The organism is Streptomyces sp. NPDC032198, from assembly GCF_040636975.1.
Lineage (GTDB): Bacteria > Actinomycetota > Actinomycetes > Streptomycetales > Streptomycetaceae > Streptomyces.
Genome location: NZ_JBEZVL010000013.1, coordinates 230,252 through 251,167 on the forward strand (window position 1 = coordinate 230,252; position 20,916 = coordinate 251,167).

The following is a 20,916-nucleotide window of genomic DNA, read 5'->3' on the forward strand; positions in this document are numbered from 1 at the left end:
CGCCGCAGCGGCCCCCGGATCGGCGGAGAGCCGGGAGCCGCTGTCGGCTGTGCGGATGTGAGGATGTGCGGAAACGGGCGTGCCCGCGTCGCGTCAGGCGGCGCGGCTCACGCGTCCCTGGTGGCCGCGGATGATGTCGGCATAGCGCAGACCGCTGCCCTTGACGGTGCGGCGCTGCGTCTCGTAGTCGACGTGCACCAGGCCGAACCGCTTGTCGTAGCCGTAGGCCCACTCGAAGTTGTCGAGCAGCGACCACGCGTAGTACCCGGCCAGCGGCGCTCCCTTGCGGGCGGCGCTCGCGCAGGCGGCGAGATGCCGAATCAGGTAGTCGGTCCGCTCCGGGTCGTCGACGGTTCCGTCGGGGCGTACGACGTCGGGGTAGGACGAGCCGTTCTCGGTGACGTACAGCTTGCGCGCCCCGTACTCGTTCGTCAGGCGCAACAGGAGCGTTTCGATGCCGCTCGCGTCGATCTCCCAGTCCATGCCGGTCCGGGGCACTGACTCGCGGCGCACCTCGTGGGCGTAGGGCGCGGGTCCTGCGGGGTCGTCGGAGACGACGGCCGGGAAGTAGTAGTTCAGGCCCAGCCAGTCCAGCGGCTGCGCGATGGCCGCCAAGTCTCCTGCCCGCTCGGGGAGTTCGACACCGTAGACCTCCCGCATGTCGGCGGGGAAGCCGCGGCCGTGGACCGGGTCGAGCCACCAGCGGTTGGTGTGCCCGTCCACGCGACGGGCGGCGGCGACGTCCTCGGGGCGGTCGCTCGCGGGCTCGATCGTGGAGAGGTTGTTGACGATGCCGATCTGCGCGCCGGGCGCCGCGGCGCGAATGGCCTGGGTGGCGAGACCGTGCCCGAGCAGCAGGTGGTACGAGGCGCGGACGGCGGCGGTCAGGTCGGTCAGGCCCGGTGCCATCCGCCCTTCGAGGTGGCCGATCCAGGCCGAGCAGAGGGGTTCGTTCAGCGTCGCCCACTGGGTGACGCGGTCGCCGAAGCGCTCGGCGGCGGCGGACGCGTACGCCGCGAAGTGCTCGGCGGTCTGCCGCTCGGGCCAGCCGCCGCGGTCCTGGAGCACCTGCGGCAGGTCCCAGTGGTAGAGGGTCACCGACGGCGTGATGCCCGCTTCGAGCAGCCCGTCGATCAACTGGTCGTAGAAGTCCAGGCCCTTGGCGTTGGACGGCCCGTCCCCGCCCGGCACCACGCGCGGCCAGGCCAGGGACAAGCGGTAGGCGTTGGTGCCCAGTTGACTCATCAGCGCGATGTCCTCGCGCCAGCGGTGGTAGTGGTCGCAGGCCACGTCACCGTGATCGCCGTTGTCGATCTTTCCAGGGGTGTGCGAGAAGGTGTCCCAGATCGAGGGCGAACGGCCGTCCTGCGTGACGGCCCCTTCGATCTGGTACGCCGATGTGGCCGTGCCCCACGCGAAGTCGTGCGGAAGTGCGGCAAGGTCGATGAGCTCGGACACGGACGTCCTCTCAGACGGGGTGGTGGCACCCGACGGGGTGGCGGCAAGGGGATGGGTCACTTGACGGCTCCGGCAGTGAGGCCGGCGACCAGATAGCGCTGGAGCAGGAGGAAGCCCGCGACCACCGGCACGCTCACGACCAGCGAGGCGGCCATGATCTGGTTCCAGTAGACGTCGTTCTGGGTGGAATAGCCCTGGAGGCCGATGGCGAGAGTGCGGGTGGCGTCGTTCGTCATGACGGAGGCGAAGAGCACTTCTCCCCATGCGGTCATGAACGCGTAGACGGCGACCGCGACGATGCCGGGGATCGCGGCGGGGACGACGACCCTGAAGAGCGCGCCGATGGGCCCGCAGCCGTCGACGAGCGCCGCCTCGTCCAGATCGCGCGGCACCGAGTCGAAGTACCCGATCAGCATCCAGATGGAGAAGGGCAGCGAGAAGGTCAGATAGGTGAGGATGAGGCCGGCCCGCGAGCCGAACAGGGCGATCCCGGTGGCGTTGCCGATGTTGACGTACATCAGGAACAGCGGCAGCAGGAACAGGATGCCGGGGAACATCTGGGTGGACAGGACCGTCACCGTGAAGACGCGCTTGCCGCGGAACTGGTAGCGGCTGACGGCGTAGGCGGCGAAGACGGCGATCACCACCGAGCAGACGGTGGCCGCGCCCGCCACGACCAGCGAGTTCATGAAGTACTTCGCCAGCGGGACGGTCTTCCAGATGTCGATGTACGGGCGGATCGTGAACCCGCTCGGCATCCAGCGGAACTTGCCCGACACGTCCTCCAGGGGCTTGAGCGAGCTGGACACCATCACGAACACCGGGAGGAGCACGAAGCCCGTGAGCAGGGTGAGGAAGACCCGCCGAGACCAGAGGAACGAGCGGGGTGCCGCCATCGGCGACCGGGGCTTCGCGGCCCCGCGAGGCAGCGAAGCCATGCGGACGCTAGACATGAGCGGACTTCCTCTCGCGCGACGTGACCCACAGATAGACGCCCGTCACCGCGAGCAGGAACAGGAGCAGAAGGACGGACATGGCGGAACCGGTGCCGAAGTTCCAGGTGACGAACGAGGACTGGTAGATGTGGATCGAGATCAGGTCCGCGGCCTCGGGCGCCGATCTGCCGAACAGGACGTACGGCGTGTTGAAGTCGTTGAACGTCCAGAGGAACAGGACGAGCACGAGGACCTGGTTGACGGACTTCAGGGACGGCAGCGTGATGCGGCGGATCTGCTGCCACATGCCGGCGCCGTCGAGCGCCGCCGCCTCGTACATCTCCCTGGGGATGTTCTGCAGCCCCGCCATCATGATGAGGAAGGCGAACGGCCAGCCCTTCCACACCGACACGGTGAGCAGCGCGAAGAAGCTGTTGTCACCGATGAGCCAGAACGGCGCGCTGTCGGTGAGGCCCAACTGGTCGTGCAGCACATGGTTGATGAGGCCGTTGTCACGCTGGAACATGAAGCCCCAGGTGATCACCGCCGCGTACACGGGCAGTGCGTACGGGATCAGGAAGAGCGCCCTGAGGAAGCCACGTCCCTTGAAGGTCTCCTGCAGATAGATCGCGGCGGTCGTCCCGATCAGCCAGCACAGGCCGACCGAGAGCACCGTGAACGCGCAGGTGACGAGGAACGAGTGCAGCAGCGCCTCGCCCACCGGTGCGTCGAAGTCCACCGACACCTTGTAGTTGTCCAGGCCCGACCAGGGCGCGGCGCCCCAGTCGCGGATGAAGAACTGGGTGAGCTCCTTGAAGCTCATCGAGATGCCGACGACGATCGGCAGCAGATGCACGAGGAGTTCGAGGAGGAGGGCGGGGAGCAGCAGGAGGTACGGGAGGCTGATGCGGCGGAGCCGCCCGGGACGGCGGCGCGGGCCGCGCCCCGGTTCCGGGGCGCTCCCGGACGGCTCCTTGCCACCCTGCACGATGGTCGTGACCGGGGTGCTCGGCGTGGTCGGTGTGGTGGGAGTAGTCACGGACGTGTCGCTCACTGCTTGGACATCTGCTGCTGGGCCTTGACCAGTTCGGCCTTCACCGACGCGATGGTCACCTCATGGCCCGCGGCGGCGTTCGCGAAGAGGTTCTTGACGGCGGTGCCGACCGCGGTCTCGAACTGCGACTCGTTGGCGACCTGGGGCAGCGGCGCGGCGCTCTTGGCGAGGGTGTCGCGCAGGACCTTCAGCTCGGGTCGGTCGAACGCGGGGTCGTCCTGCGCGGCCTTGACGGGCGGCACGGAGCCGTAGGACTTGCAGAGGATCTTCTGCTCGGCGTCGCTCGTCATGAACTTCACGAACTTCAGCGAGCCGTCGATGTTCTTGGTGTTCTTGAAGACGGCCATGTTGATGCCGGCGACCATCGAGTTGGTGGCCTTGCCCTGGCCCGGCGTACCGGACGCGACGGGTACGGGCGCCACGCCCCACTCGTCGTCGCTCATGCCCTGCGACTTGAAGGTGGTGGCCGCGGCCTGCCACAGCACCATCGCCGTCTTGTCCTTGGCGAAATCGCTCAGGGACTGGTTCTGGGCGTACTCGGCGTTGCCCGGGGCGATGATCTTGTCCTTGCCCATCATGTCGACGTACTGCTTCACGGCCGCGACCGCGCCGTCGGAGGTGAAGTCGGCCTTGCCGTCCTCGGTGAAGAAGTCGGCGCCGTGCTGCTTGCCGAGGGCGAAGATCTGGTGGATGTTGTTGGAGAGGTTCGCCCCCTCCGCGCCGAGGGCCCACTTGCCGCCCTTGGAGATCTTCTTGCCGTCCTCGACCAGCTCGTCCCAGGTGGCGGGCGGCTTGTCCACGCCGGCCTCCTTGAACATCTTTTTGTTGTAGTAGAGGGCGTACGCCATGGAGTACAGCGGTACGGCGGCCGGGTCCTTGTCCGCCGCCCCGGCCGAGCCGAGCGCGGACTCCACGAAGCGGTCCTTGCCGCCGATCTTGGCGAAGTTCTTCTCGTCCCAGGGCAGCAGGGCTCCGCTGGCCTGGAGCGACGCGCTCCAGGTGTTGCCGATGTTCAGGACGTCGGGTCCCTGGCCCGACGTCGTCGCGGTCAGGATCCTGTTGAGCAGCTCCGACCACGGGACGACCTCGAGCTTCACCTTGATGCCCGTCTTCTTCTCGAACTTGTCGAGTTCGGGCCTGAGGATCTTCTTGTCCGCCTCGACGTTGGGGCCTTGGTTCGACGCCCAGTAGGTCAGCGTCTTCGGCGAGTCGTTGGACCCCCCACCGCCCGTCGTCGAACCGCCGCCACAGGCGGAGGCGGTGAGGGCGAGCGAGAGGGTGGCGGCACCGACGGCGGCGGCTCGGAATCTGCGCATGGCTCCAGGTATCCCTTCCGGAGGGAGTCATGGGTCGGATGGCCCAGCGCCGGCTGGAGACAGCGCCGCGTTCAACTCTTGAATGACCTCATGACTTAATTTAGGACGTGAGTTAAACCGGCGGGGAAGATACCGTCAAGGGGTCACACAGAACCAACTTCGAGGCAGAGCAGGCCGGAAGGAACCACATGGCAGGGCAGCGCAACGGGCGTACGGTGCACGACCTGCGGCGGGAGAACCGCGCCGCCGTACTGCAGCGGTTGTACTTCGAGGGACCGATGAGCCGCTTCACTCTCGGCCCCGCCACCGGGCTGAGTTCAGGTTCCATCAGCAATGTCGTGGCCGAGCTGGTGACGGAGGGGTGGGTGGAGGAGGCGGGCAGCGTGGAGTCCGACGGCGGGCGCCCGCGTACGCTGCTGCGGGTCGCGCCCGGCCGCGGTCAGCTGATCGGCGTGGACGTCGGCGAGACCCGCGTACGCGTCGAACTCTTCGACCTCTCCCTGTCCGAACTCGCGCGCACGGAGCGGCCGTTGACCCTGAAGGGCCACGACGTCGGCGGCATCGCGGAGCTCATCCGCGACGGGATCGGCGAGGTGCTCGGCGCCGCGGGCGCCGCTGAGGAAGGGCTCCTCGGGGTCGGGATCGGCGTGCCCGGAATCGTCGCGCGCGACGGCGAACTCGGCGCCGTCGTGCACGGCCAGACCATCGGCTGGAACGCGGTCCCGCTGGAATCACTGCTGCGGGAGACGGGCCCCGGTCTTGCCCAACTCCCGGCGTCGGTACCGTACTTCATCGACAACGGGGCCAAGACGCTCGGCCAGGCGGAAATGTGGTTCGGCGCGGGGCGCGGGACGCGCAACGCGGTGGTGGTCCTGTTCGGCTCGGGTGTCGGCGCGTGCGTCGTGACCGAGGACCTGGAACAGGGCCGGGCCCTCGAATGGGGCCACCTCACCGTGCGGGTGCAGGGCAGACGGTGCCGGTGCGGGTCACTGGGGTGCCTGGAGGCGTACGCGGGGGCGGAGGCGCTGCTCGAACGGTGGCAGGAGGCGGGCGGGCGCCCGCCCGGGGCCCCCGGCGGCGCGGACGAGGAGAGCGCGCTCACCGCCATGCTCGACGCCGCCTACCCCCAGGACGGCGGCGCGGCCGATCCGACGGCCCTCGCGGTGCTGGAGGAGACCGCCGAATACCTGGGCGCGGGCCTCTCCGACCTGATCAACCTCTTCCAGCCGGAGCGGATCCTCGTCGGCGGCTGGGCGGGGCTCCAGCTCGGGCAGCGCTTCCTGACCGCGGTGAAGCGCCACATCCCCACTTACGCCCTCTCCTACCCGGCGGGGCGGGTCACCATCGGCCTGGGACGCCTCGGGCCGGACGCGGTGACGGTGGGCGCCGCGACGCTGCCGCTGGCCGACTTCTTCGCCCGGGGCGGGCGGCGCGCCGCGCCGGTGCGCGAGGCCGAACTGCCGGGGTGGCAGGCCGCATTGCAGGGGCGGCAGCCCTCCTAGAGGTGCGCTTGTGGGGCGGGGGCGGCGCTGGCGCGGCGCGCGTCACTCGGCCGGTCGTCGGCGGTCGCGGCCTGGCCGAGGAGAGTCACGGCTTCCCTCGACGGTGAGCCGGGCTCGGTGACGGCGAGCACCAGGTGCTGGCCCTCCGCCTGGGGGAGGTTGAGGCTCTGCTGGGTGACGGTGAGCGTACCGACGAGAGGGTGGCGCATCTCGTAACGGGCGAATGCGCAGGGGTTGACCCGATGGCCGGTCCACATGGCGGCGAACTCCGGGCTCTTCACCGTGAGTTCACCGATGAGCGAGGTCAGCAGCGTGTCATCGGGGTGGCGCCCCGCGACCATCCGCAGATTCTCGACGACGGCCCTGGCCTTCGCCGTCCAGTCGGCGTACAACGCGCGGGTGTGGGGGTCGAGGAAGAGCATCCTGGCGAGGTTGGGGCGCTCGGCCGCCCGCTGCGGGCTGTCCGGGCTGACGTGCGCCGCGAACAGCGCGTGGCCCAGCCTGTTCCAGGCGAGCACGTCGGTGCGACGGCCGCTGACCAGTGCCGGAACACCCTCCAGGGTGCTGAGCAGATGGAGCGTGGTGGTGCCCGCCTGCTCGGTCCGCGGCCGACGCGCCGGAGCACGCCTCTTGCCGGCGTCGGCAAGATCGTGCAGATGCCTGCGTTCCGCCTCGCCGAGGCAGAGGGCCCGCGCGACGGCATCCAGGATCTCCGGGGACGCCCCCACCGACTGGCCCTGCTCCAGCCTGGTGTAGTACGAGGCGCTGACCCCCGCGAGCAGCGCGAGCTCTTCCCTGCGCAGGCCTGCCACGCGGCGCCGGTCGCCGTAGTCCTTCAGGCCGACGTCCGCGGGCCGCAGCTGGCCGCGTCGCGCGTACAGGAAATCGCCGAGCCGGCCTCGTTCGCTCATGTCCCCCAGTGTGCATCGGCCCGTGGACGCCAGCCTGACCCTGTCCGGGGTAGGCAGCGGCGGGTCTGGCTGACCTGCGCGGACACGACGACGGTGGGGGTGACCCGAAGCCCCTTACGCCCCGGCATGGAGCACCCCGATGGACCAGATGAATCACGCGGACGGCATCGCGCAGAGCGACCAGACCAAGCAGACCGAGCGGATGGAGAAGGTCGAGGAGATCCAACTCGGCGACGTCACCGTCACCCGCGTCAAGGAGTACTACGGCCCCGTCGACATGACGCCCGGGCAGTTCCTCCCCACCGTCGCGGAGGACGCCTGGCGCGACGACACCGCCTGGCACGCGCCGCACTTCCTCGACCCTAAGACGAACATCGTCAACTCCGCGGTCCAGAGCTGGCTGCTGCGCAGCGAGGGGAGGACCATCCTCGTCGACACCGGCGTCGGCAACCACAAGGAGCGCCCGTACTCCCCGGTGTGGAGCCACCTGCGCACCGATTTCCTGGGCGGCCTGGCACGGGCGGGCATCACCCCCGAGGACGTCGACCTCGTGATCAACACGCATCTGCACGTCGACCACGTCGGCTGGAACACCCGCCTGGACGGCAGGAGTTGGATCCCCACCTTCCCGAACGCCACCTATCTGATGCCCAGGGGCGACTACGACTTCTGGAATCCCGAGAACGGCCACCAGCCGCTGCTCGGCCGCGGCAACCAGAACGTCTTCGAGGACAGTGTCGCCCCCGTGCACCGGGCGGGACAGGTGCACCTGTGGGAGGGAGGGCACCGGATCGACGCCAACCTGCGCCTCGACGCAGCCCCCGGCCACACCCCGGGGTCGAGCGTGCTCACCCTCGTCAGCGGGACGGACCGCGCGGTCTTCGTCGGCGATCTGCTGCACAGTCCCGTCCAGCTCGTCGATCCTGACCACAACAGCTGTTTCTGCGAGGACCCCGTCGAAGCCCGTGCCACGCGCCACCGGATCCTGGGCTGGGCCGCGGACCACAACGCGCTCGTCGTTCCCGCGCACCTGGGAGGCCACGGCGCCGCCGAGGTCGAGCGTTCGGGCAACGCGTTCGCCATCAAGGGGTGGGCGCCCTTCACTCCGTACGCCCGCCCGGAGGCGCAGCCGGAGACGGAGGGGGCACACGAGGCGCATGAGGGGTACGAGGCGCACGCGCACCCCGTGGCCCACGAGGGACAGGTGACAACGGCATGAGTGCCGAGCCCCGCCCCGGAACCTCCTCCGCCACCCCTACTGGAACCCGCACCGTGACCCCCACAGGAACCCGCACTGTGGCCCCCACAGGAACCCGCACTGTGGCCCCCACAGGAACCCCCACCGGAACCCGCACCGTGACCACCGCCCAAGGAGTCGTCGCCGGCGCCCGGCACGAGGGCTTCGCGGTCTTCCGCGGCATTCCGTACGCCGCACCTCCGGCCCGCACCGGGCTCTTCGCCGCGCCGCAGCCGCACGCCCCATGGGACGGTGTCCGGGATGCGACGGCGGCCGGGCCGACCGCGCCGCAGGCCGAGCGGAACCTGGGCGGTATCGACATGTCGCCCTACTTCGGCCCCGGTTGGGTCCGCGGCGAGGACTACCTCACCCTCGACGTATGGACGCCCGACCTCCCCTCCCCCACAAGCCACAGCGGGGTTCAGGACCTCAACGTGCGTCGGGCCGCGCTGCCGGTCATGGTCTTCGTGCACGGCGGAGGCTTCGTGGCGGGATCGACCCGGGCGAGCCTGTACGACGGCACCGCCTTCGCACGCAGCGGCGTCGTTCTGGTGACCGTCAACTACCGCCTCGGGATAGGCGGTTTCCTCGACCTGCCCGGAGCGCCGCGCAACCGTGGCCTCCTCGACGTCATCGCCGCCCTGCGCTGGGTACGGGAGAACATCGCCGCGTTCGGAGGCGACCCCGACCTGGTCACGCTGTTCGGCCAGTCCGCCGGGGCGACCCTCACCGGTGCAGTCATCGCCGCGCCGGAGAGCAGGGGCCTGGTCCGGCGCGCCATCGTGCAGAGCGGCAGCGGCCTGGGCGCCTTCTCGCCCGAACAGGCCGCCCGCGTGACGAAGGCGGCAGCGGACGCCCTGGGCACCGCGCCGCACGCCGACGCCTTCGCGGCCGTCCCCGAAGCGCGCTTGGTCGAGGCCACGGCCCGGCTCGGCGGGATCGACCTGCGGACCGCGACCGCGTACGACCCGCTGGTCGGGCTCAGTCCCTTCAGCGTGGTCGCGGAGCGCCAGCCCGCCGATGCCGTCGCGGCCGGGGCAGGCAGCACCGGCATCGATCTCCTCATCGGCACCAACGCCGGGGAAGGCGACCTCTACCTCGTCCCCTCCGGTGCCCACGCCGCCTCGACGGCGGCCGACGTCCGGGCCGCGGCCGAACGCTCGCACCCCGAACCGGACTTGCTCGTCGACACGTACCGCACGGCCCACCCCGGGGCCACCCCCGGAGAGCTGCGCTCCGCTGTCATGGGCGACGCGCTGTTCGGCAAGGGGAGCTGGGCCCTTGCCGACGCTCACGCCGAGCGGTCGTCCGGCGCCACGTACAGCTATCGGTTCGACTGGCGCTCCGGCGCCTTCGGCGGGCTGCTCGGCGCCGCCCACGCGGTGGAACTTCCCTTCGTCTTCGGTCTCGACCCGGCCCGGCTGCGCGGCCCCGGCGCACTGCTCGGCCCCGGCAGCCCTCCGCCCGACCTCGCTCCCCGCATGCACGCCGCGTGGATCCGCTTCGCCCGCACCGGTGACCCCGGCTGGGCACCGTACGACGCCCGCCGCCGGGTCACGACGGTCATCGACCGCAGCTGGACGGTGCACGAGGACCTCCGCGGCGACGTGCGCAGGGCCTGGATGCGGTGAACGGCGAGCGGCAGGCGGTGGGCGGTAGCCGTCACGTCGTCAGGCGGACGCGGGTCGGGCGGTGGGCGTCGCCTGCCGAAGAAGCGGTATGAACTCATTGCTCGACCGGGCCGCCGCCTTCCTCTTCCCCGACACCGAGGGCCACCACGGCGTGCTGCCCCCGCTGCTCGTCGTCCTGACCTTCGTCACGGGGCTCGTCGACGCCGTCAGCTATCTCGGCCTCGACCGCGTCTTCGTCGCCAATATGACCGGCAATGTGGTCTTCCTGGGCTTCGCGCTCGCCGGTGACGTGCAGCTCTCGGCGACCGCGTCGCTCCTGGCGGCCGGGGCGTTCGTGGCCGGCGCGTGGCTGGGCGGGCGGATCGCGCCACGGGTCGCGCAGCCACTGCGGCTGTTCGCGCTGCTCGTCGGTGCGCACGCCGTGCTGGTGGCGGCGGCCCTGCTGCTCGACCTCGCCGTCGACGCCAGGCACATCCTGATCGTCCTGCTCGCGCTCGGCATGGGCCTGCAGAACACCGTGGTCGGCAAGCTCGCCGTACCCGATCTGACCACCACCGTCCTCACGCGCACCCTGACCGGTCTGGCCTCCGACCGGCTCGGCCCGGCGTCCGTCCGCCGGTCCGCGTCCGTCGCCGCGATGTTCGCCGGGGCCCTGGCGGGCGGGCTGCTCCAGCTCCACCACGGCACGGCGGCCGCACTGGCGCCCGCGCTCTTGCTGCTCACCGCCGTCACCCTGGCGGCAGCCCTGCCCGGCGCGACGGCGCCGCGTGCGAGCTGAGCCGTCTACTCCGCGTCCTCGACGAACCGGGCGAGGTTCGCCAGGGCCATCCGCGTCCCCGTCTCGTTGTCGGCGGCGGGCACGCTGTCGGGGAGCCCTTCGTGCACGATCAGGACATCGGTGCCGCCGTCCGCGTCAGTGAGCGTGGTCGTCATCGTCATGGTGCCGCCGAGGCCGGGGTCCTCTGTCTCGAAGGCGAGCACCTCGACCACCTGCTCGTTCGTTACGAGCTTCGCGAAGTGGCCGTGGTACGTGTCGGTGTGCGAGGCCGACTTGCCGGTGCCCGACTCGCCGTCGTAAGTGAGCGAGACACGGAACCGGCCGCCTTCACGGGCGTCGAAGGCGTGCACATGACCCCTCATGCCGTCCGGGACGCGCCACCGAGCGATCGCGTCCGCGTCGAGAAGTGCCTGGTAGACGGCCTCGCGGGGGGCGTTCACATGCCCGGACACCTCTGTCGAGTACATGAGAACCAATCTAGGACGCCGCCCCCTCCACGCGCCGCCGCACGACGGTGTCGTCCTCGTCCGGAAGCCGCAGGCGGACGGCCGGAAACCGCGACGGCCGGCGCGCACGGAGTGCGGCCGGCCGGTGGGGCGGTCCCGGCCCGGGCGGACCGGGCCCCGCGGAAGCGTCAGGCAGCGGCGGGCGTGGCCTGCTCGGTGAGACGGGAGACGACCTCGGCGAGGGACGTGACGACCTCGGTGTCGTCGGCCGGGTGGAGCTCGGCGAAACGCGTCAGGGAGGCAGGGATGGACAGCTTGACGTCCTCGACGACCACGGCACCGGCGATGCCGGCGGCCTTGCGGGCGTCGTCCTGCGCCCACACGCCGCCGTACTGGCCGAAGGCGGTGCCGACGACGGCGACCGGCTTGCCGGAGAGCGCACCGGCGCCGTACGGGCGGGACAGCCAGTCGATCGCGTTCTTGAGCACGGCGGGCATGGTGCCGTTGTACTCGGGCGAGAAGAGGAGGAAGGCGTCGGCGTCACCGGCTGCCTCGCGCAGGCGGGCCGCGGCGGCCGGCACGCCGCCCTCGACGTCGATGTCCTCGTTGTAGAAGGGCACGTCCGCAAGACCTTCGAACAGCTCGATGTCCACGCCCGCGGGCGCGTGCTTGGCGGCGGCCTCGGCGAGCTGACGGTTGTGCGAGCCGGCGCGGAGGCTGCCGACGAGAGCGACGATACGTACAGACATGGCGGAACTCCTGAAAAGTGCGGACGGAACTCACATACGGGATACGAAGCAAGCGGACCGGGGTCCGTTTAAATTTGTACCACCCATCCGGACCGCGGTCCACTTATCTGCTCGAAGCGTTACGCTGCATTCATGACCGGCTCCGCTCCCCACCCCCTCCCCTCGCCCGAGAAACCGGGCGAGGCGACCGAGCTCACCCTCACCCCGGCCGGCGAACCGCCGTCGCTCAGGGCCGATGCCGCGCGCAACCGCACCCGGCTCCTGGAGGCCGCCTCGCAGCTGATGGCGGGATGCGGAGCCGCCCAGCTGACCATGGACGCGGTGGCCACCGCTGCCGGGGTCGGCAAGGGGACCGTCTTCCGGCGCTTCGGCGACCGCACCGGACTCCTCGTCGCCCTGCTCGACCACCGCGAGCAGCAGCTCCAGGCCGCCTTCCTCTCGGGCCCGGCCCCGCTGGGACCCGATGCCCCGCCCCTGGAGCGCCTGCACGCGTTCGGGCCCGCGCTCGTCCGTCACGAACGCGACCACCATGAACTGATCCTGTCCTCGCGGACCGATCCGCTGCGCACCTACGCCGTCCCTGCCAACCGGCTGCGGGTCACGCACGTGACGATGCTGCTGCGCCAGGCGGGCGTCGCGGGCGATGCCGAGCTCCTCGCGCACACGCTGCTCGGATCCATCGACAGCGTGCTCGTGCACCACCTGACCGTCGAGCGCGGCATCGCGCTGGAGCGCGTGGACGCCGCGTGGCACGACCTCGTGACCCGGCTGGTGCCACGGCCTCCCTCACCGGCCTGACACGCGCGCCGCTACACGCCGATCGCGCCGTCTATCCGCTCACGGAGCAGGTCGGCGTGGCCGTTGTGCCGGGCGTACTCCTCGATCATGTGGATGAGGACCCAGCGCAGGGACACCGTGCCGCGCCACCCGTCGGCGCCCTCGATGTCGAGGTCGGGTGCGTCGGCGACGAGGCGGTCGGCGAACGCCACCTCCGAGCGCCAGGCCTGCCATGCGGCGGCGATGACGGCCGGGTCGGGGACGGCACCGTCGAAGTCCTGGTCGGGGTGCGTGTCGGAGCCGAAGAGGAGCGGCGCGTCCTGACCGGCAAGGACCTGCCGGAACCAGCGGCGCTCCACATCGGCGAGGTGCCGGACGAGGCCGAGCAGCGAGAGTGTGGAGGGTTCCACGGACCGCAGGGCCAACTCGGCCTCCGGGCCCGCACACTTCAGTTCGAGCGTCGTGCGCTGGGCCGCGAGGAAGTCGACGAGCATGCCCCGTTCGTCGCCGGTGGTGCGCCCGGCGAGCCGGCCGTCCCGCTCTTCGTCCACGAACAGTTCCGCGCGCCTGCGTCCGCTGGTCATGCCCGCCATCCAACCCTGCGTGTCATGTCCGCCGCCAGTCACTTTCGGCGGCGCGGGCGATCACGCCGATGTCGCGAGGAACTGCGTCGCCGCCAGCTCCCCGTACAGGGGGTCGGCCGCCACCAACTCCTCGTGAGTGCCGGACGCGCGGACCCGCCCCGCGTCCATCACCACGATCCGGTCGGCCAGCGTCACCGTCGAAAGGCGGTGCGCCACCACGAGGACCGTCACGTCCCGGGCGATCTCTGCGACCACGTCGCGCAGGGCCAGTTCGTTCACCGCGTCGAGCTGCGATGTCGCCTCGTCCAGGAGCAGGAGGCGCGGCTTGCGCAGGAGCGCCCTCGCGATCGCCACGCGTTGGCGTTCGCCGCCGGACAGCTGGGAACCCCGGTGTCCGACCAGGGTCTCCAGACCCTCGGGGAGCCGGTCGACGAGGGTGTCGAGGCGGGCGCGTACGAGCACGTCCCGTATCTCGTCGTCACTCGCGCCGGGCGCCCCGAAGAGGAGGTTCTCGCGCAGGGTGCCGGCGAGGACGGGCGCGTCCTGCTCCACGTAGCCGATGACGGAACGCAGTTCGGCGAGCGGCCACTCCCGCACGTCGCGGCCGTCGACGAGGACCCGGCCGCCCGTCGCGTCGTAGAACCGCTCCAACAGGCCGAAGACGGTGGTCTTGCCCGCGCCCGACGGGCCGACGAAGGCCGTCATGCCGGGGCCCGGGATGTCGAAGCTCACGCCATGATGGACGTACGGGAGGGCGTCCCGGTAGCGGAAGGTCACGTCATCGAAGAGGACGGCGGCGGGACCGTGCCGCCGGGCGGGCGACGCGGACTCGGTGACGTCCTCCGTCTCCAGACGTTCGGCCCGTACGATCCGCGCGATGGCGGCGGAGCCGACCTGATACTGCGAGACGCCCTCGACGAGCCGGGACACGGGGTCGATCAGGTAGAAGAGGAAGAGCAGGAAGGCCACGAGCGTCGAGACGGAGATGGCGCCGGACGCGACGCGGGCGCCGCCGATGCCGAGGACGGCGAGGAACGAGACCTGCACCGCGAACCCGACCGAACTCCAGGCCACCGCCTGCCACTTGGCGGATCGCACGCCGTGCCGCCAAGCCTCCTGCGCGGCGGCCCGCACCGCAGCGGTCTCGCGCTCCTCGGCGCCCGACGCCTTGAGCGTGCGGAACGCGCCGAACGCCCGCTCCAACGCGGTCGAGATCGTGCCGACCGCCTCCTGGGCCCGCTCCGTAGCCCGCGCTATCTTCGGCATCACGAGGGCCACGATGCCGCCGATGAGCACGATCACGCCGAGGGTGACGCCGAGCAGGACGGCGTCCATCAGGCCCATCATCACGATCGTCGCGACGAAGGTGAGTCCGCCCGCGACGGCTGACACCACGGACTGTGTGGTGACCGCGCGCAGCAGTGTCGTGTCCGAGGTGATCCGGGACATCAGATCGCCGGGCTGGGTGCGCTCCACCTCCGGTATGCGCAGCCGCAGCAGCCGCCCTATCAGGGTGCGCCGGGCCGCGAGCACCACGGATTCGGCGGTGCGTTCGAGGATGTACGCGCCGACGGACTCGATGGCGGTGCCGAGCACCACCAGCGCGGAGAGCAGCAGGATGATCCCGGCGATCGAGTCGTCGCTGCCGAGCCGGTCCACCAGGGCCTTCGCGGCGAGCGGCTGGGCGAGGCCGGTCGCCGCGCCGATCAGCGCGCAGAGGGCGCCGAGCGCGACGGCCCAGCGGTGCGGGCGGAAGTAGCGGTACAGCGCCCGCCACGTCTCACCGGCGGAGAGCCGCTCCTGTCCCGGTCCCTCTGACGTCGGTCTCTCGTGGGCGACTTGCTCCGGCGCGTTCTTGGTCACGTCGGACAGGACGCCGGTGACGGCTGATCTGCCTGACTGATCCGCCCGACCGACCGGTCCTTCGCCCCGTAACCCAGATCGGGACGCGGAGTTAGAAGATCTGTCGAAATCATTGCAGTGACGATTCTGCACGGCAGTGTGGCGTGGGGCGGGCGGCAGGGCTCGCGGCATGGAAGGGCCCGAGCGTGAAGGGGATGACGGGGCGAGTGCGTGTGCGCGGGGGTGGCCTGATGGGCCGGGCCGAGGAACTATCGAGACTCCGCCGTCTGCTGGCCCAGAGCAGGCTGGTGACGGTGACGGGAGGCGCGGGCGTCGGCAAGAGCGCCCTCGCGGCACACGCCGCGACGGCGATGGGCAGCCAGCTGACGGACGGCGTGGTCATCGTGCGGTGGTGGGACGGGGCTTGCGCGCGAGGCCAGTCGGTGGCGCGGGCGGTGGTCGAGGCGATGGACGGGGAGACGGGAGTGCGGGCGGGCGGGGGTGAGCTGGGTGTGCTTTCGGGGGACTGGGGCGAGCAGGACCCACCCGCGACAGCCGAGGCTGGCGAGGCTGGCGAGGCTGGCGAGGCTGGCGAGGCTGGCGAAGCTGGCGAAGCTGGCGAAGCTGGCGAAGCTGGCGAAGCTGGCGAAGCTGGCGAAGCTGGCGAAGCTGGCGAAGCTGGCGAAGCTGGCGAGCAGAGCCTGTCCACAGCACCCGAGCGCGATCAGCAGGGGCCGCCCCTGGCCGGAGGCGAGGGGAGCGGTGGGGAGCACGGTGGTGGCTGTGAGTCGGAGCTCATGTCGCGGCTTCGGGGCCGCCGCGTGCTCGTGGTTCTCGATGACTTCGACCCCGTACGGGACGAGTGTGTACGCCTGGTGCAGTCGCTGCTGCTGCACGCGCCGGGCGTGCGCGTTCTCGCTACGGGGCGGCAACCGCTGGGCCTCGGCCAGGAGTTGGTACTGCATCTCAGGCCACTCCCCGTCGACGCTCCGGGGACGGAGGAGGAACCAGGGCCCGCGGTGCGGCTCTTCATGGAGCGGGCGAGCGGCCTCCGGCGCGGGGAGGACACGCGACCGTCCACGTGTGACACCGCGCCCGCACCCGACGCAGCCGAACTGCGCGCCGTGAGTGACATCTGCGCCCAGGTGGAAGGCGTACCGCTCGCGGTGGAGCTCGCGGCGGCGCAGACCGCCCTGCATCCGCCCGCGCAGCTCGCGCGGATGCTGCGGCCCGGCCAGGGCTGGCTCGGCAGGCCGGAGGCTCCCTTGCGGCGGCACCGGTCCTTGCGGGCCGCCGTGGGCGCGAGCTACGCGCTGTGCGGGCAGGCCGAGCGCAGCGTCTGGGCGCGGCTCAGCGTCTTCGCGGGCGAGTTCGACGAGGACGCCGCCGTCCACGTGTGCGCGGGCGGCGGACTCGACCCCGCGCGCGTGGCGTCCTGCCTGGCACGGCTCGTCCTGGCTTCGGTGCTCGAACCGGTGCGTGACCCCGGCGGCGTGCTGCAGCCCCGCTACCGGCTGCCGGCGGCGGCCCGCGGCTTCGGAGCCGAACGTCTGGAATCCGCGGGCGAGTCCGCAGCGGCGGCCACCCGCCACCTCACCTGGTACCGCACCGTCGCCTCCACCGCCCACCAGTTGTGGAGCACCGGACGGCACGAGCAGGCGACCCTGCTGCTGCGCGACGAGGAGCCAGACCTGCGGGCCGCCCTGGAGCGGGGCCCGCACACCGCCGACCGGAGTGCGACCGCCCTCGGCATGGTCGTGGACCTGTGGTTCTGGTGGGCGGTGTGCGGACACGCGGCCGAGGGGCGCGAGCATCTGCGGCGGCTGCTGCCGCTCGGCCGCGCGGACACCCTGGGCTGCGGACAGGCCCTGTGGCTGGCCGGCTGGCTCGCGGCGTGCACCGGCGCGCCGGAGGCCGAGGAACTTCTCGGCCAGGCCTGGCGCGTGGCCGTCCTCTCCGGGGACGACGCGACCATCGGCAGGGTCGCCCACGTACAAGGCGTCATCGCGCTGCGCAACGGCGAGACGGAGCGCGCGATCGAACATCTGCGGGAAGCCGCCCACACCGTGCCCACCCACGCCGACCACGGCCCGCCCGCCGCGGTCAGCTGGGCCGAGCTCGCCGTGGCGCAGGCGCGGGTCCGTCCGGCCGACGCCCTGCACAGTGTCCGCCGCGCGTCGGCCGGCACACAGACCCGGCACGACATATGGACGCGCTCCATGACGCAGTACGCGCACGCCCTCGTCGAGCATCTGCGCGGTCGGCGCAGTCGGGCGTGGCGCCGCGCGCACAAGGCGCTCGCCGGGGTCGTCTCGGTGTCCGGCCCGCTCGGCGCCGACTCGGTCCACCGGCTGATCACCGCGATCGAACACGGCCCCGCGTTCGGCGGAGTCGAGTGGACCCCTCCGTACGGGTGGGACCCGCCGGGGACTTGAGGCACTCGGGTCAAATTACGTAAAAGACCTTAATCATCTGATTCGTTCATCTTCCTGCGGTCTACACATGGTTCGACCAGGAAGCGAGCGAACGGAGCGGGCATGCACTCGGTCGGCCGAAGGCGCGCGCTGGGGCTGGGACTTGCGGTGACGGCGGGCGCGGGCCTCGCCGGGTGCGGTGCGAAGGAGCGGGGATCCGGCGATGCGGCCTCTCCGTCACCGTCCGGACGGACGCAGGGGGACGGACATCGGGGAGAGGGCGGCGGGCACGGCGCGCAGCGGAACCAGAGTCCCGCGAAGCCCATCGGCGACGGTTCGACCGCGTACACGGGGAGACAGCCCAACCAGCCGACCACGCCCGTACCCCTCGAGCCGGGCGAGACGCCCCCGCAGTTCGTGATCTTCTCCTGGGACGGTGCGGGTGAGGTCGGCAACGGTCTCTTCCCGCGTTTCCTCAAGCTGGCCGAGGAACACGACGCACGGATGACGTTCTTCCTCTCGGGTCTTTATCTCCTGCCCGAATCGAAGAAGCGGCTCTACGAACCGCCGAACAACGCCGTAGGCGCCTCGGACATCGGCTACCTGACCGACGGTCACATCAGAGAGACGCTGAAGTACGTACGCCAGGCATGGCTCGAGGGCCATGAGATCGGCACGCACTTCAACGGGCACTTCTGCACCGGCAGCGGAAGCGTCGCCCATTGGACGCCCGCGCAATGGCACAGTGAAATCGACCAGGCCACCTCCTTCGTGAAGGAATGGCGCACGAACACCGGCTGGACCGATCTGGCGTCGCTGCCTTTCGACTACGACAAGGAACTCGTCGGCGGGCGCACGCCCTGCCTCCTCGGCCAGAACAATCTGCTGCCCGTCGCCCGCGAACGGGGCTGGCGCTACGACTCCTCCTCGCCCGGCGGAACACAGCGGTGGCCGGAGAAACGCCTCGGGGTGTGGGATCTGCCGCTCCAGCAGATCCCGTTCCCCGGACACCGTTTCGAGGTCCTTTCCATGGACTACAACGTCCTGGCCAACCAGTCGAAGAATGCGACGCGGGCCCCCTCGTACCGCTATCCCGGCTGGCGCGCACAGGCGACCCAGTCGTACCTGGCCGGTTTCCGGCGCGCTTACGAGACGAACCGCGCCCCCTATTTCATCGGCAACCACTTCGAGGAGTGGAACGGCGGCATCTACATGGACGCCGTCGAGGCGGCACTCAAGCGCATGGCCGGCAAGAAGGACGTGCGTCTCGTGTCCTTCCGGCAGTTCGTCGACTGGCTCGACGTACAGGACCCGGCCGTCCTCGCCAGGCTGCGCGGACTCGAGGTCGGCGAGCGGCCCGCGGGCGGCTGGAAGAGCTTTCTCGGCGGAGCGACCGATCGAGGAAACAGCGGAAACAACAGAGAGATGGAGACAGGACGTTGACCGGTAACCGGTTGAAGCTGAAGTACGCGTCGATGAAGTACGTGTCGGTGGCGGGCGTCGCGGCCCTCGCCGTTCTGACGGGCCCCGCGGCGGCCGGTGCCGGCGCCGTGAGCCCGCACGCCTCGCACGAGCCCGGCATGGCTCGGACCGCGGCCCCTCGTCCGACGCTCACGGCGAAGTCGACCGTGAGCAGCGTGCGGGCGTGGCAGGACTTCCACATCTACGGAGTCGCCCGCCACATGCGGGCCGGTACGCGCGTCACGCTGCAGCAGAAGCAGGGCAAGCGCTGGGTGTCGCTGCCCGCGTCGGTGTACACCGCGCGCAACGGGGCGTACAACATGCGGGTCAAGCTCGGCTGGAAGGGACGCAACTCCCTGCGCATCGTCGGCGGGGGTGCCATCTCGCCCGTCGTCTATGTAACGGTGCGCTGACCACCGACGCACGCACCCGAGGTGGGCCCTCCCGTCGAGCGGGAGGGCCCATCTCGTGTCATGCCGGGGCCGCGCTCCTCTTCCCGAGGCCGGTCGTCGGCGCGAGCGCGAGCACGCCGACCTTTCCCGTGTGGCGGTTGGCCTGGACGAGGCGGGCGGCTTCGGCGGTGTCCTGGAGGTCATACGTCACCGACAGGGCGGGCCGGATGTGCCCGAGGTCGAGGAGGCGGGCCACCGCGGCCTGTTCCTGGAGGTTGGCCCCGTGGCTGCCGATGACGCGCTTGAGGCGCATCCAGAGGTAGCGGTTGTCGAACTCGTGGAGATAGCCGGTGCTCGATCCGCAGGTGACGACGGCGCCGCCGCGGCGGACCACGAAGACGGAGACCCCGAAGGTCGCCCGGCCGACGTGCTCGAACACGATGTGCGGGTCCTCCCCCACCTCGGCGCGGATCCGCTTGCCGAGCCGCTTGCCTACCGCCGCCGGGTCGGCCGGAGCGGTGCCGGTCAGACCGATCTCCGCGCGGTTGATCACCGCGTGGCAGCCGAAGGCACGGGCGCGCTCGGCCTTCTCCTCGCTGCCGACGACGCCCACCGCGATGCCGCCGCCGTTGCGGACGAGCTGCGCGGCGTACGCGCCAAGGCCGCCCGCCGCGCCCCAGATCAGCACGATGTCGCCCTGGGTCATGCGGGCGCCGCGGTCGCTGACCAGCATGCGGTAGGCGGTGCCCGCGCAGAGCGGGTTGGCGGCCGCCTCCTCCCAGGTCAGCCGGTCCGACTTGCGCAGGAGCTGGCTGGCGCGGGCCACGCAGTAGTGGGCGAGGCCGCCGAAGTTGGTCTCGAAGCCCCAGGCGAGCTGGCCGTCGCCGAGCATGCCGTCGGCGTGGGTCGCCGGTTCCTCGTCGTCGACGTAGGCGGGGCTGACCACGACCTCGTCGCCGATGTTCCAGCGGCGCACCCCGGCTCCCGTACGGACGACGACTCCCGCGGCGTCCGAACCCACCACGTGATAGGGCTGGTCGTGCCGCGCGGCCCATCCTCCTTTCGCACCGAAATGCCGCAGAAAGGAAAACGTGGATAACGGCTCGAACATCGCTGACCACACGGTGTTGTAATTTATCCCGCTCGCCATGACGGCCACCAGGACTTCGTCGGGGGCGAGTTCGGGCATCGGCACGGAGCCGACATGGAGTGTCTTTCGGACATCTTTGTCCGCCACCCCCGTGAAACTCTCCACATCGTCCTTCCGCAGATGCGCGGCGGTGAATTCGGCGGGTACGGGCAGTCGGCGCAGCTCGTCCGCGTCGGCTCCCGCGACGACTGCCTCTGCGAGCACATCCATGCGGTTCCTCCTTCGGCTGTCCAATGGGTTGCACAGTGCGGCGGAACACCCGTCCCGCACAAGCGTTCG

At 70.9% G+C, this 20,916-nt stretch carries 18 protein-coding genes; 8 read left to right on the top strand and 10 right to left on the bottom strand.

What is annotated here, in order from left to right:
* Nucleotides 1-93: 93 nt before the first annotated feature.
* From AB0E78_RS31555 to AB0E78_RS31570, 4 genes are read right to left on the bottom strand one after another with little or no spacing between them, the layout of a single operon-like run.
* Complete coding sequence (locus AB0E78_RS31555; RefSeq protein ID WP_361839672.1) at nt 94-1,458, bottom strand: GH1 family beta-glucosidase; 1,365 nt, start codon at nt 1,456-1,458, stop codon at nt 94-96.
* 56 nt (nt 1,459-1,514) lie between these two features.
* On the bottom strand, nt 1,515-2,396 hold the full coding sequence (locus AB0E78_RS31560) for a carbohydrate ABC transporter permease (protein WP_361839674.1): 882 nt from the start codon (nt 2,394-2,396) through the stop codon (nt 1,515-1,517).
* A 7-nt stretch (nt 2,397-2,403) separates the two neighbouring features.
* Nucleotides 2,404-3,384, bottom strand: coding sequence for a sugar ABC transporter permease (locus tag AB0E78_RS31565; RefSeq protein WP_361839862.1), 981 nt, complete (start codon nt 3,382-3,384; stop codon nt 2,404-2,406).
* A gap of 59 nt (nt 3,385-3,443) precedes the next feature.
* A complete protein-coding gene (locus AB0E78_RS31570; RefSeq protein ID WP_361839677.1) occupies nt 3,444-4,763 on the bottom strand; it encodes a sugar ABC transporter substrate-binding protein in 1,320 nt (439 codons plus the stop codon).
* A gap of 188 nt (nt 4,764-4,951) precedes the next feature.
* On the opposite strand from AB0E78_RS31570, the gene AB0E78_RS31575 reads away from it, so the two are divergent.
* Nucleotides 4,952-6,265 carry an ROK family transcriptional regulator gene (locus tag AB0E78_RS31575; RefSeq protein WP_361839679.1) on the top strand — a complete coding sequence of 438 codons (1,314 nt, stop codon included), beginning with the start codon at nt 4,952-4,954 and terminating at the stop codon, nt 6,263-6,265.
* Here the strand turns inward: AB0E78_RS31575 and AB0E78_RS31580 are convergent.
* A complete protein-coding gene (locus AB0E78_RS31580; RefSeq protein WP_361839682.1) occupies nt 6,262-7,176 on the bottom strand; it encodes a helix-turn-helix transcriptional regulator in 915 nt (304 codons plus the stop codon). The two genes, AB0E78_RS31575 and AB0E78_RS31580, sit on opposite strands and share 4 nt — an antisense overlap.
* A gap of 202 nt (nt 7,177-7,378) precedes the next feature.
* Here AB0E78_RS31580 and AB0E78_RS31585 point away from each other — a divergent pair, with 202 nt between their 5' ends.
* The 3 genes from AB0E78_RS31585 to AB0E78_RS31595 all read left to right on the top strand — a co-directional run bounded on the left by AB0E78_RS31585 (nt 7,379) and on the right by AB0E78_RS31595 (nt 10,822).
* Complete coding sequence (locus AB0E78_RS31585; RefSeq protein WP_361839865.1) at nt 7,379-8,395, top strand: MBL fold metallo-hydrolase; 1,017 nt, start codon at nt 7,379-7,381, stop codon at nt 8,393-8,395.
* A 137-nt stretch (nt 8,396-8,532) separates the two neighbouring features.
* Entirely contained in the window at nt 8,533-10,044 is a 1,512-nt protein-coding gene (locus AB0E78_RS31590; RefSeq protein ID WP_361839685.1) for a carboxylesterase family protein, read from the top strand.
* A gap of 88 nt (nt 10,045-10,132) precedes the next feature.
* Nucleotides 10,133-10,822 carry a YoaK family protein gene (locus tag AB0E78_RS31595; protein WP_361839688.1) on the top strand — a complete coding sequence of 230 codons (690 nt, stop codon included), beginning with the start codon at nt 10,133-10,135 and terminating at the stop codon, nt 10,820-10,822.
* Nucleotides 10,823-10,827: 5 nt separating this feature from the next.
* Here AB0E78_RS31595 and AB0E78_RS31600 read toward each other — a convergent pair whose 3' ends face one another.
* Together AB0E78_RS31600 and AB0E78_RS31605 are read right to left on the bottom strand one after the other, a co-directional pair.
* Complete coding sequence (locus AB0E78_RS31600; RefSeq protein ID WP_361839690.1) at nt 10,828-11,289, bottom strand: SRPBCC domain-containing protein; 462 nt, start codon at nt 11,287-11,289, stop codon at nt 10,828-10,830.
* A 167-nt stretch (nt 11,290-11,456) separates the two neighbouring features.
* Complete coding sequence (locus tag AB0E78_RS31605; RefSeq protein WP_361839693.1) at nt 11,457-12,017, bottom strand: NAD(P)H-dependent oxidoreductase; 561 nt, start codon at nt 12,015-12,017, stop codon at nt 11,457-11,459.
* A 132-nt stretch (nt 12,018-12,149) separates the two neighbouring features.
* Here AB0E78_RS31605 and AB0E78_RS31610 point away from each other — a divergent pair, with 132 nt between their 5' ends.
* Entirely contained in the window at nt 12,150-12,815 is a 666-nt protein-coding gene (locus AB0E78_RS31610; RefSeq protein ID WP_361839695.1) for a TetR/AcrR family transcriptional regulator, read from the top strand.
* Between the two features lie 11 nt (nt 12,816-12,826).
* Here the strand turns inward: AB0E78_RS31610 and AB0E78_RS31615 are convergent, their stop codons facing one another.
* Together AB0E78_RS31615 and AB0E78_RS31620 are read right to left on the bottom strand one after the other, a co-directional pair.
* Entirely contained in the window at nt 12,827-13,378 is a 552-nt protein-coding gene (locus tag AB0E78_RS31615) for a DinB family protein (RefSeq protein WP_361839698.1), read from the bottom strand.
* Between the two features lie 60 nt (nt 13,379-13,438).
* On the bottom strand, nt 13,439-15,145 hold the full coding sequence (locus AB0E78_RS31620; RefSeq protein WP_361839867.1) for an ABC transporter ATP-binding protein: 1,707 nt from the start codon (nt 15,143-15,145) through the stop codon (nt 13,439-13,441).
* A 290-nt stretch (nt 15,146-15,435) separates the two neighbouring features.
* On the opposite strand from AB0E78_RS31620, the gene AB0E78_RS31625 reads away from it, so the two are divergent.
* The 3 genes from AB0E78_RS31625 to AB0E78_RS31635 all read left to right on the top strand — a co-directional run bounded on the left by AB0E78_RS31625 (nt 15,436) and on the right by AB0E78_RS31635 (nt 19,508).
* Nucleotides 15,436-17,655: an AAA family ATPase gene (locus tag AB0E78_RS31625; protein ID WP_361839701.1), complete on the top strand. Its 2,220-nt coding sequence runs from the start codon at nt 15,436-15,438 to the stop codon at nt 17,653-17,655.
* Nucleotides 17,656-17,757: 102 nt separating this feature from the next.
* Nucleotides 17,758-19,077, top strand: a complete 1,320-nt coding sequence (locus AB0E78_RS31630; RefSeq protein WP_361839703.1) for a hypothetical protein — start codon at nt 17,758-17,760, stop codon at nt 19,075-19,077.
* Nucleotides 19,074-19,508, top strand: a complete 435-nt coding sequence (locus tag AB0E78_RS31635) for a hypothetical protein (RefSeq protein ID WP_361839706.1) — start codon at nt 19,074-19,076, stop codon at nt 19,506-19,508. The genes AB0E78_RS31630 and AB0E78_RS31635 overlap by 4 nt, the downstream gene beginning before the upstream one ends.
* A gap of 58 nt (nt 19,509-19,566) precedes the next feature.
* Here the strand turns inward: AB0E78_RS31635 and ccrA are convergent, their stop codons facing one another.
* Entirely contained in the window at nt 19,567-20,847 is a 1,281-nt protein-coding gene (gene ccrA / locus AB0E78_RS31640) for a crotonyl-CoA carboxylase/reductase (RefSeq protein ID WP_361839709.1), read from the bottom strand.
* Nucleotides 20,848-20,916: the final 69 nt, after the last annotated feature.

Bases quoted from the DNA above. Each gene is read 5' to 3' on its own strand.
- AB0E78_RS31560 (WP_361839674.1), bottom strand. From the start codon at position 2,396: ATGGCTTCGCTGCCTCGCGGGGCCGCGAAGCCCCGGTCGCCGATGGCG.
- AB0E78_RS31570 (WP_361839677.1), bottom strand. From the start codon at position 4,763: ATGCGCAGATTCCGAGCCGCCGCCGTCGGTGCCGCCACCCTCTCGCTC.
- AB0E78_RS31575 (WP_361839679.1), top strand. From the start codon at position 4,952: ATGGCAGGGCAGCGCAACGGGCGTACGGTGCACGACCTGCGGCGGGAG.
- AB0E78_RS31580 (WP_361839682.1), bottom strand. From the start codon at position 7,176: ATGAGCGAACGAGGCCGGCTCGGCGATTTCCTGTACGCGCGACGCGGC.
- AB0E78_RS31585 (WP_361839865.1), top strand. From the start codon at position 7,379: ATGGAGAAGGTCGAGGAGATCCAACTCGGCGACGTCACCGTCACCCGC.
- AB0E78_RS31595 (WP_361839688.1), top strand. From the start codon at position 10,133: ATGAACTCATTGCTCGACCGGGCCGCCGCCTTCCTCTTCCCCGACACC.
- AB0E78_RS31600 (WP_361839690.1), bottom strand. From the start codon at position 11,289: ATGTACTCGACAGAGGTGTCCGGGCATGTGAACGCCCCCCGCGAGGCC.
- AB0E78_RS31605 (WP_361839693.1), bottom strand. From the start codon at position 12,017: ATGTCTGTACGTATCGTCGCTCTCGTCGGCAGCCTCCGCGCCGGCTCG.
- AB0E78_RS31610 (WP_361839695.1), top strand. From the start codon at position 12,150: ATGACCGGCTCCGCTCCCCACCCCCTCCCCTCGCCCGAGAAACCGGGC.
- AB0E78_RS31615 (WP_361839698.1), bottom strand. From the start codon at position 13,378: ATGACCAGCGGACGCAGGCGCGCGGAACTGTTCGTGGACGAAGAGCGG.
- AB0E78_RS31625 (WP_361839701.1), top strand. From the start codon at position 15,436: ATGACGGGGCGAGTGCGTGTGCGCGGGGGTGGCCTGATGGGCCGGGCC.
- AB0E78_RS31630 (WP_361839703.1), top strand. From the start codon at position 17,758: ATGCACTCGGTCGGCCGAAGGCGCGCGCTGGGGCTGGGACTTGCGGTG.
- ccrA (WP_361839709.1), bottom strand. From the start codon at position 20,847: ATGGATGTGCTCGCAGAGGCAGTCGTCGCGGGAGCCGACGCGGACGAG.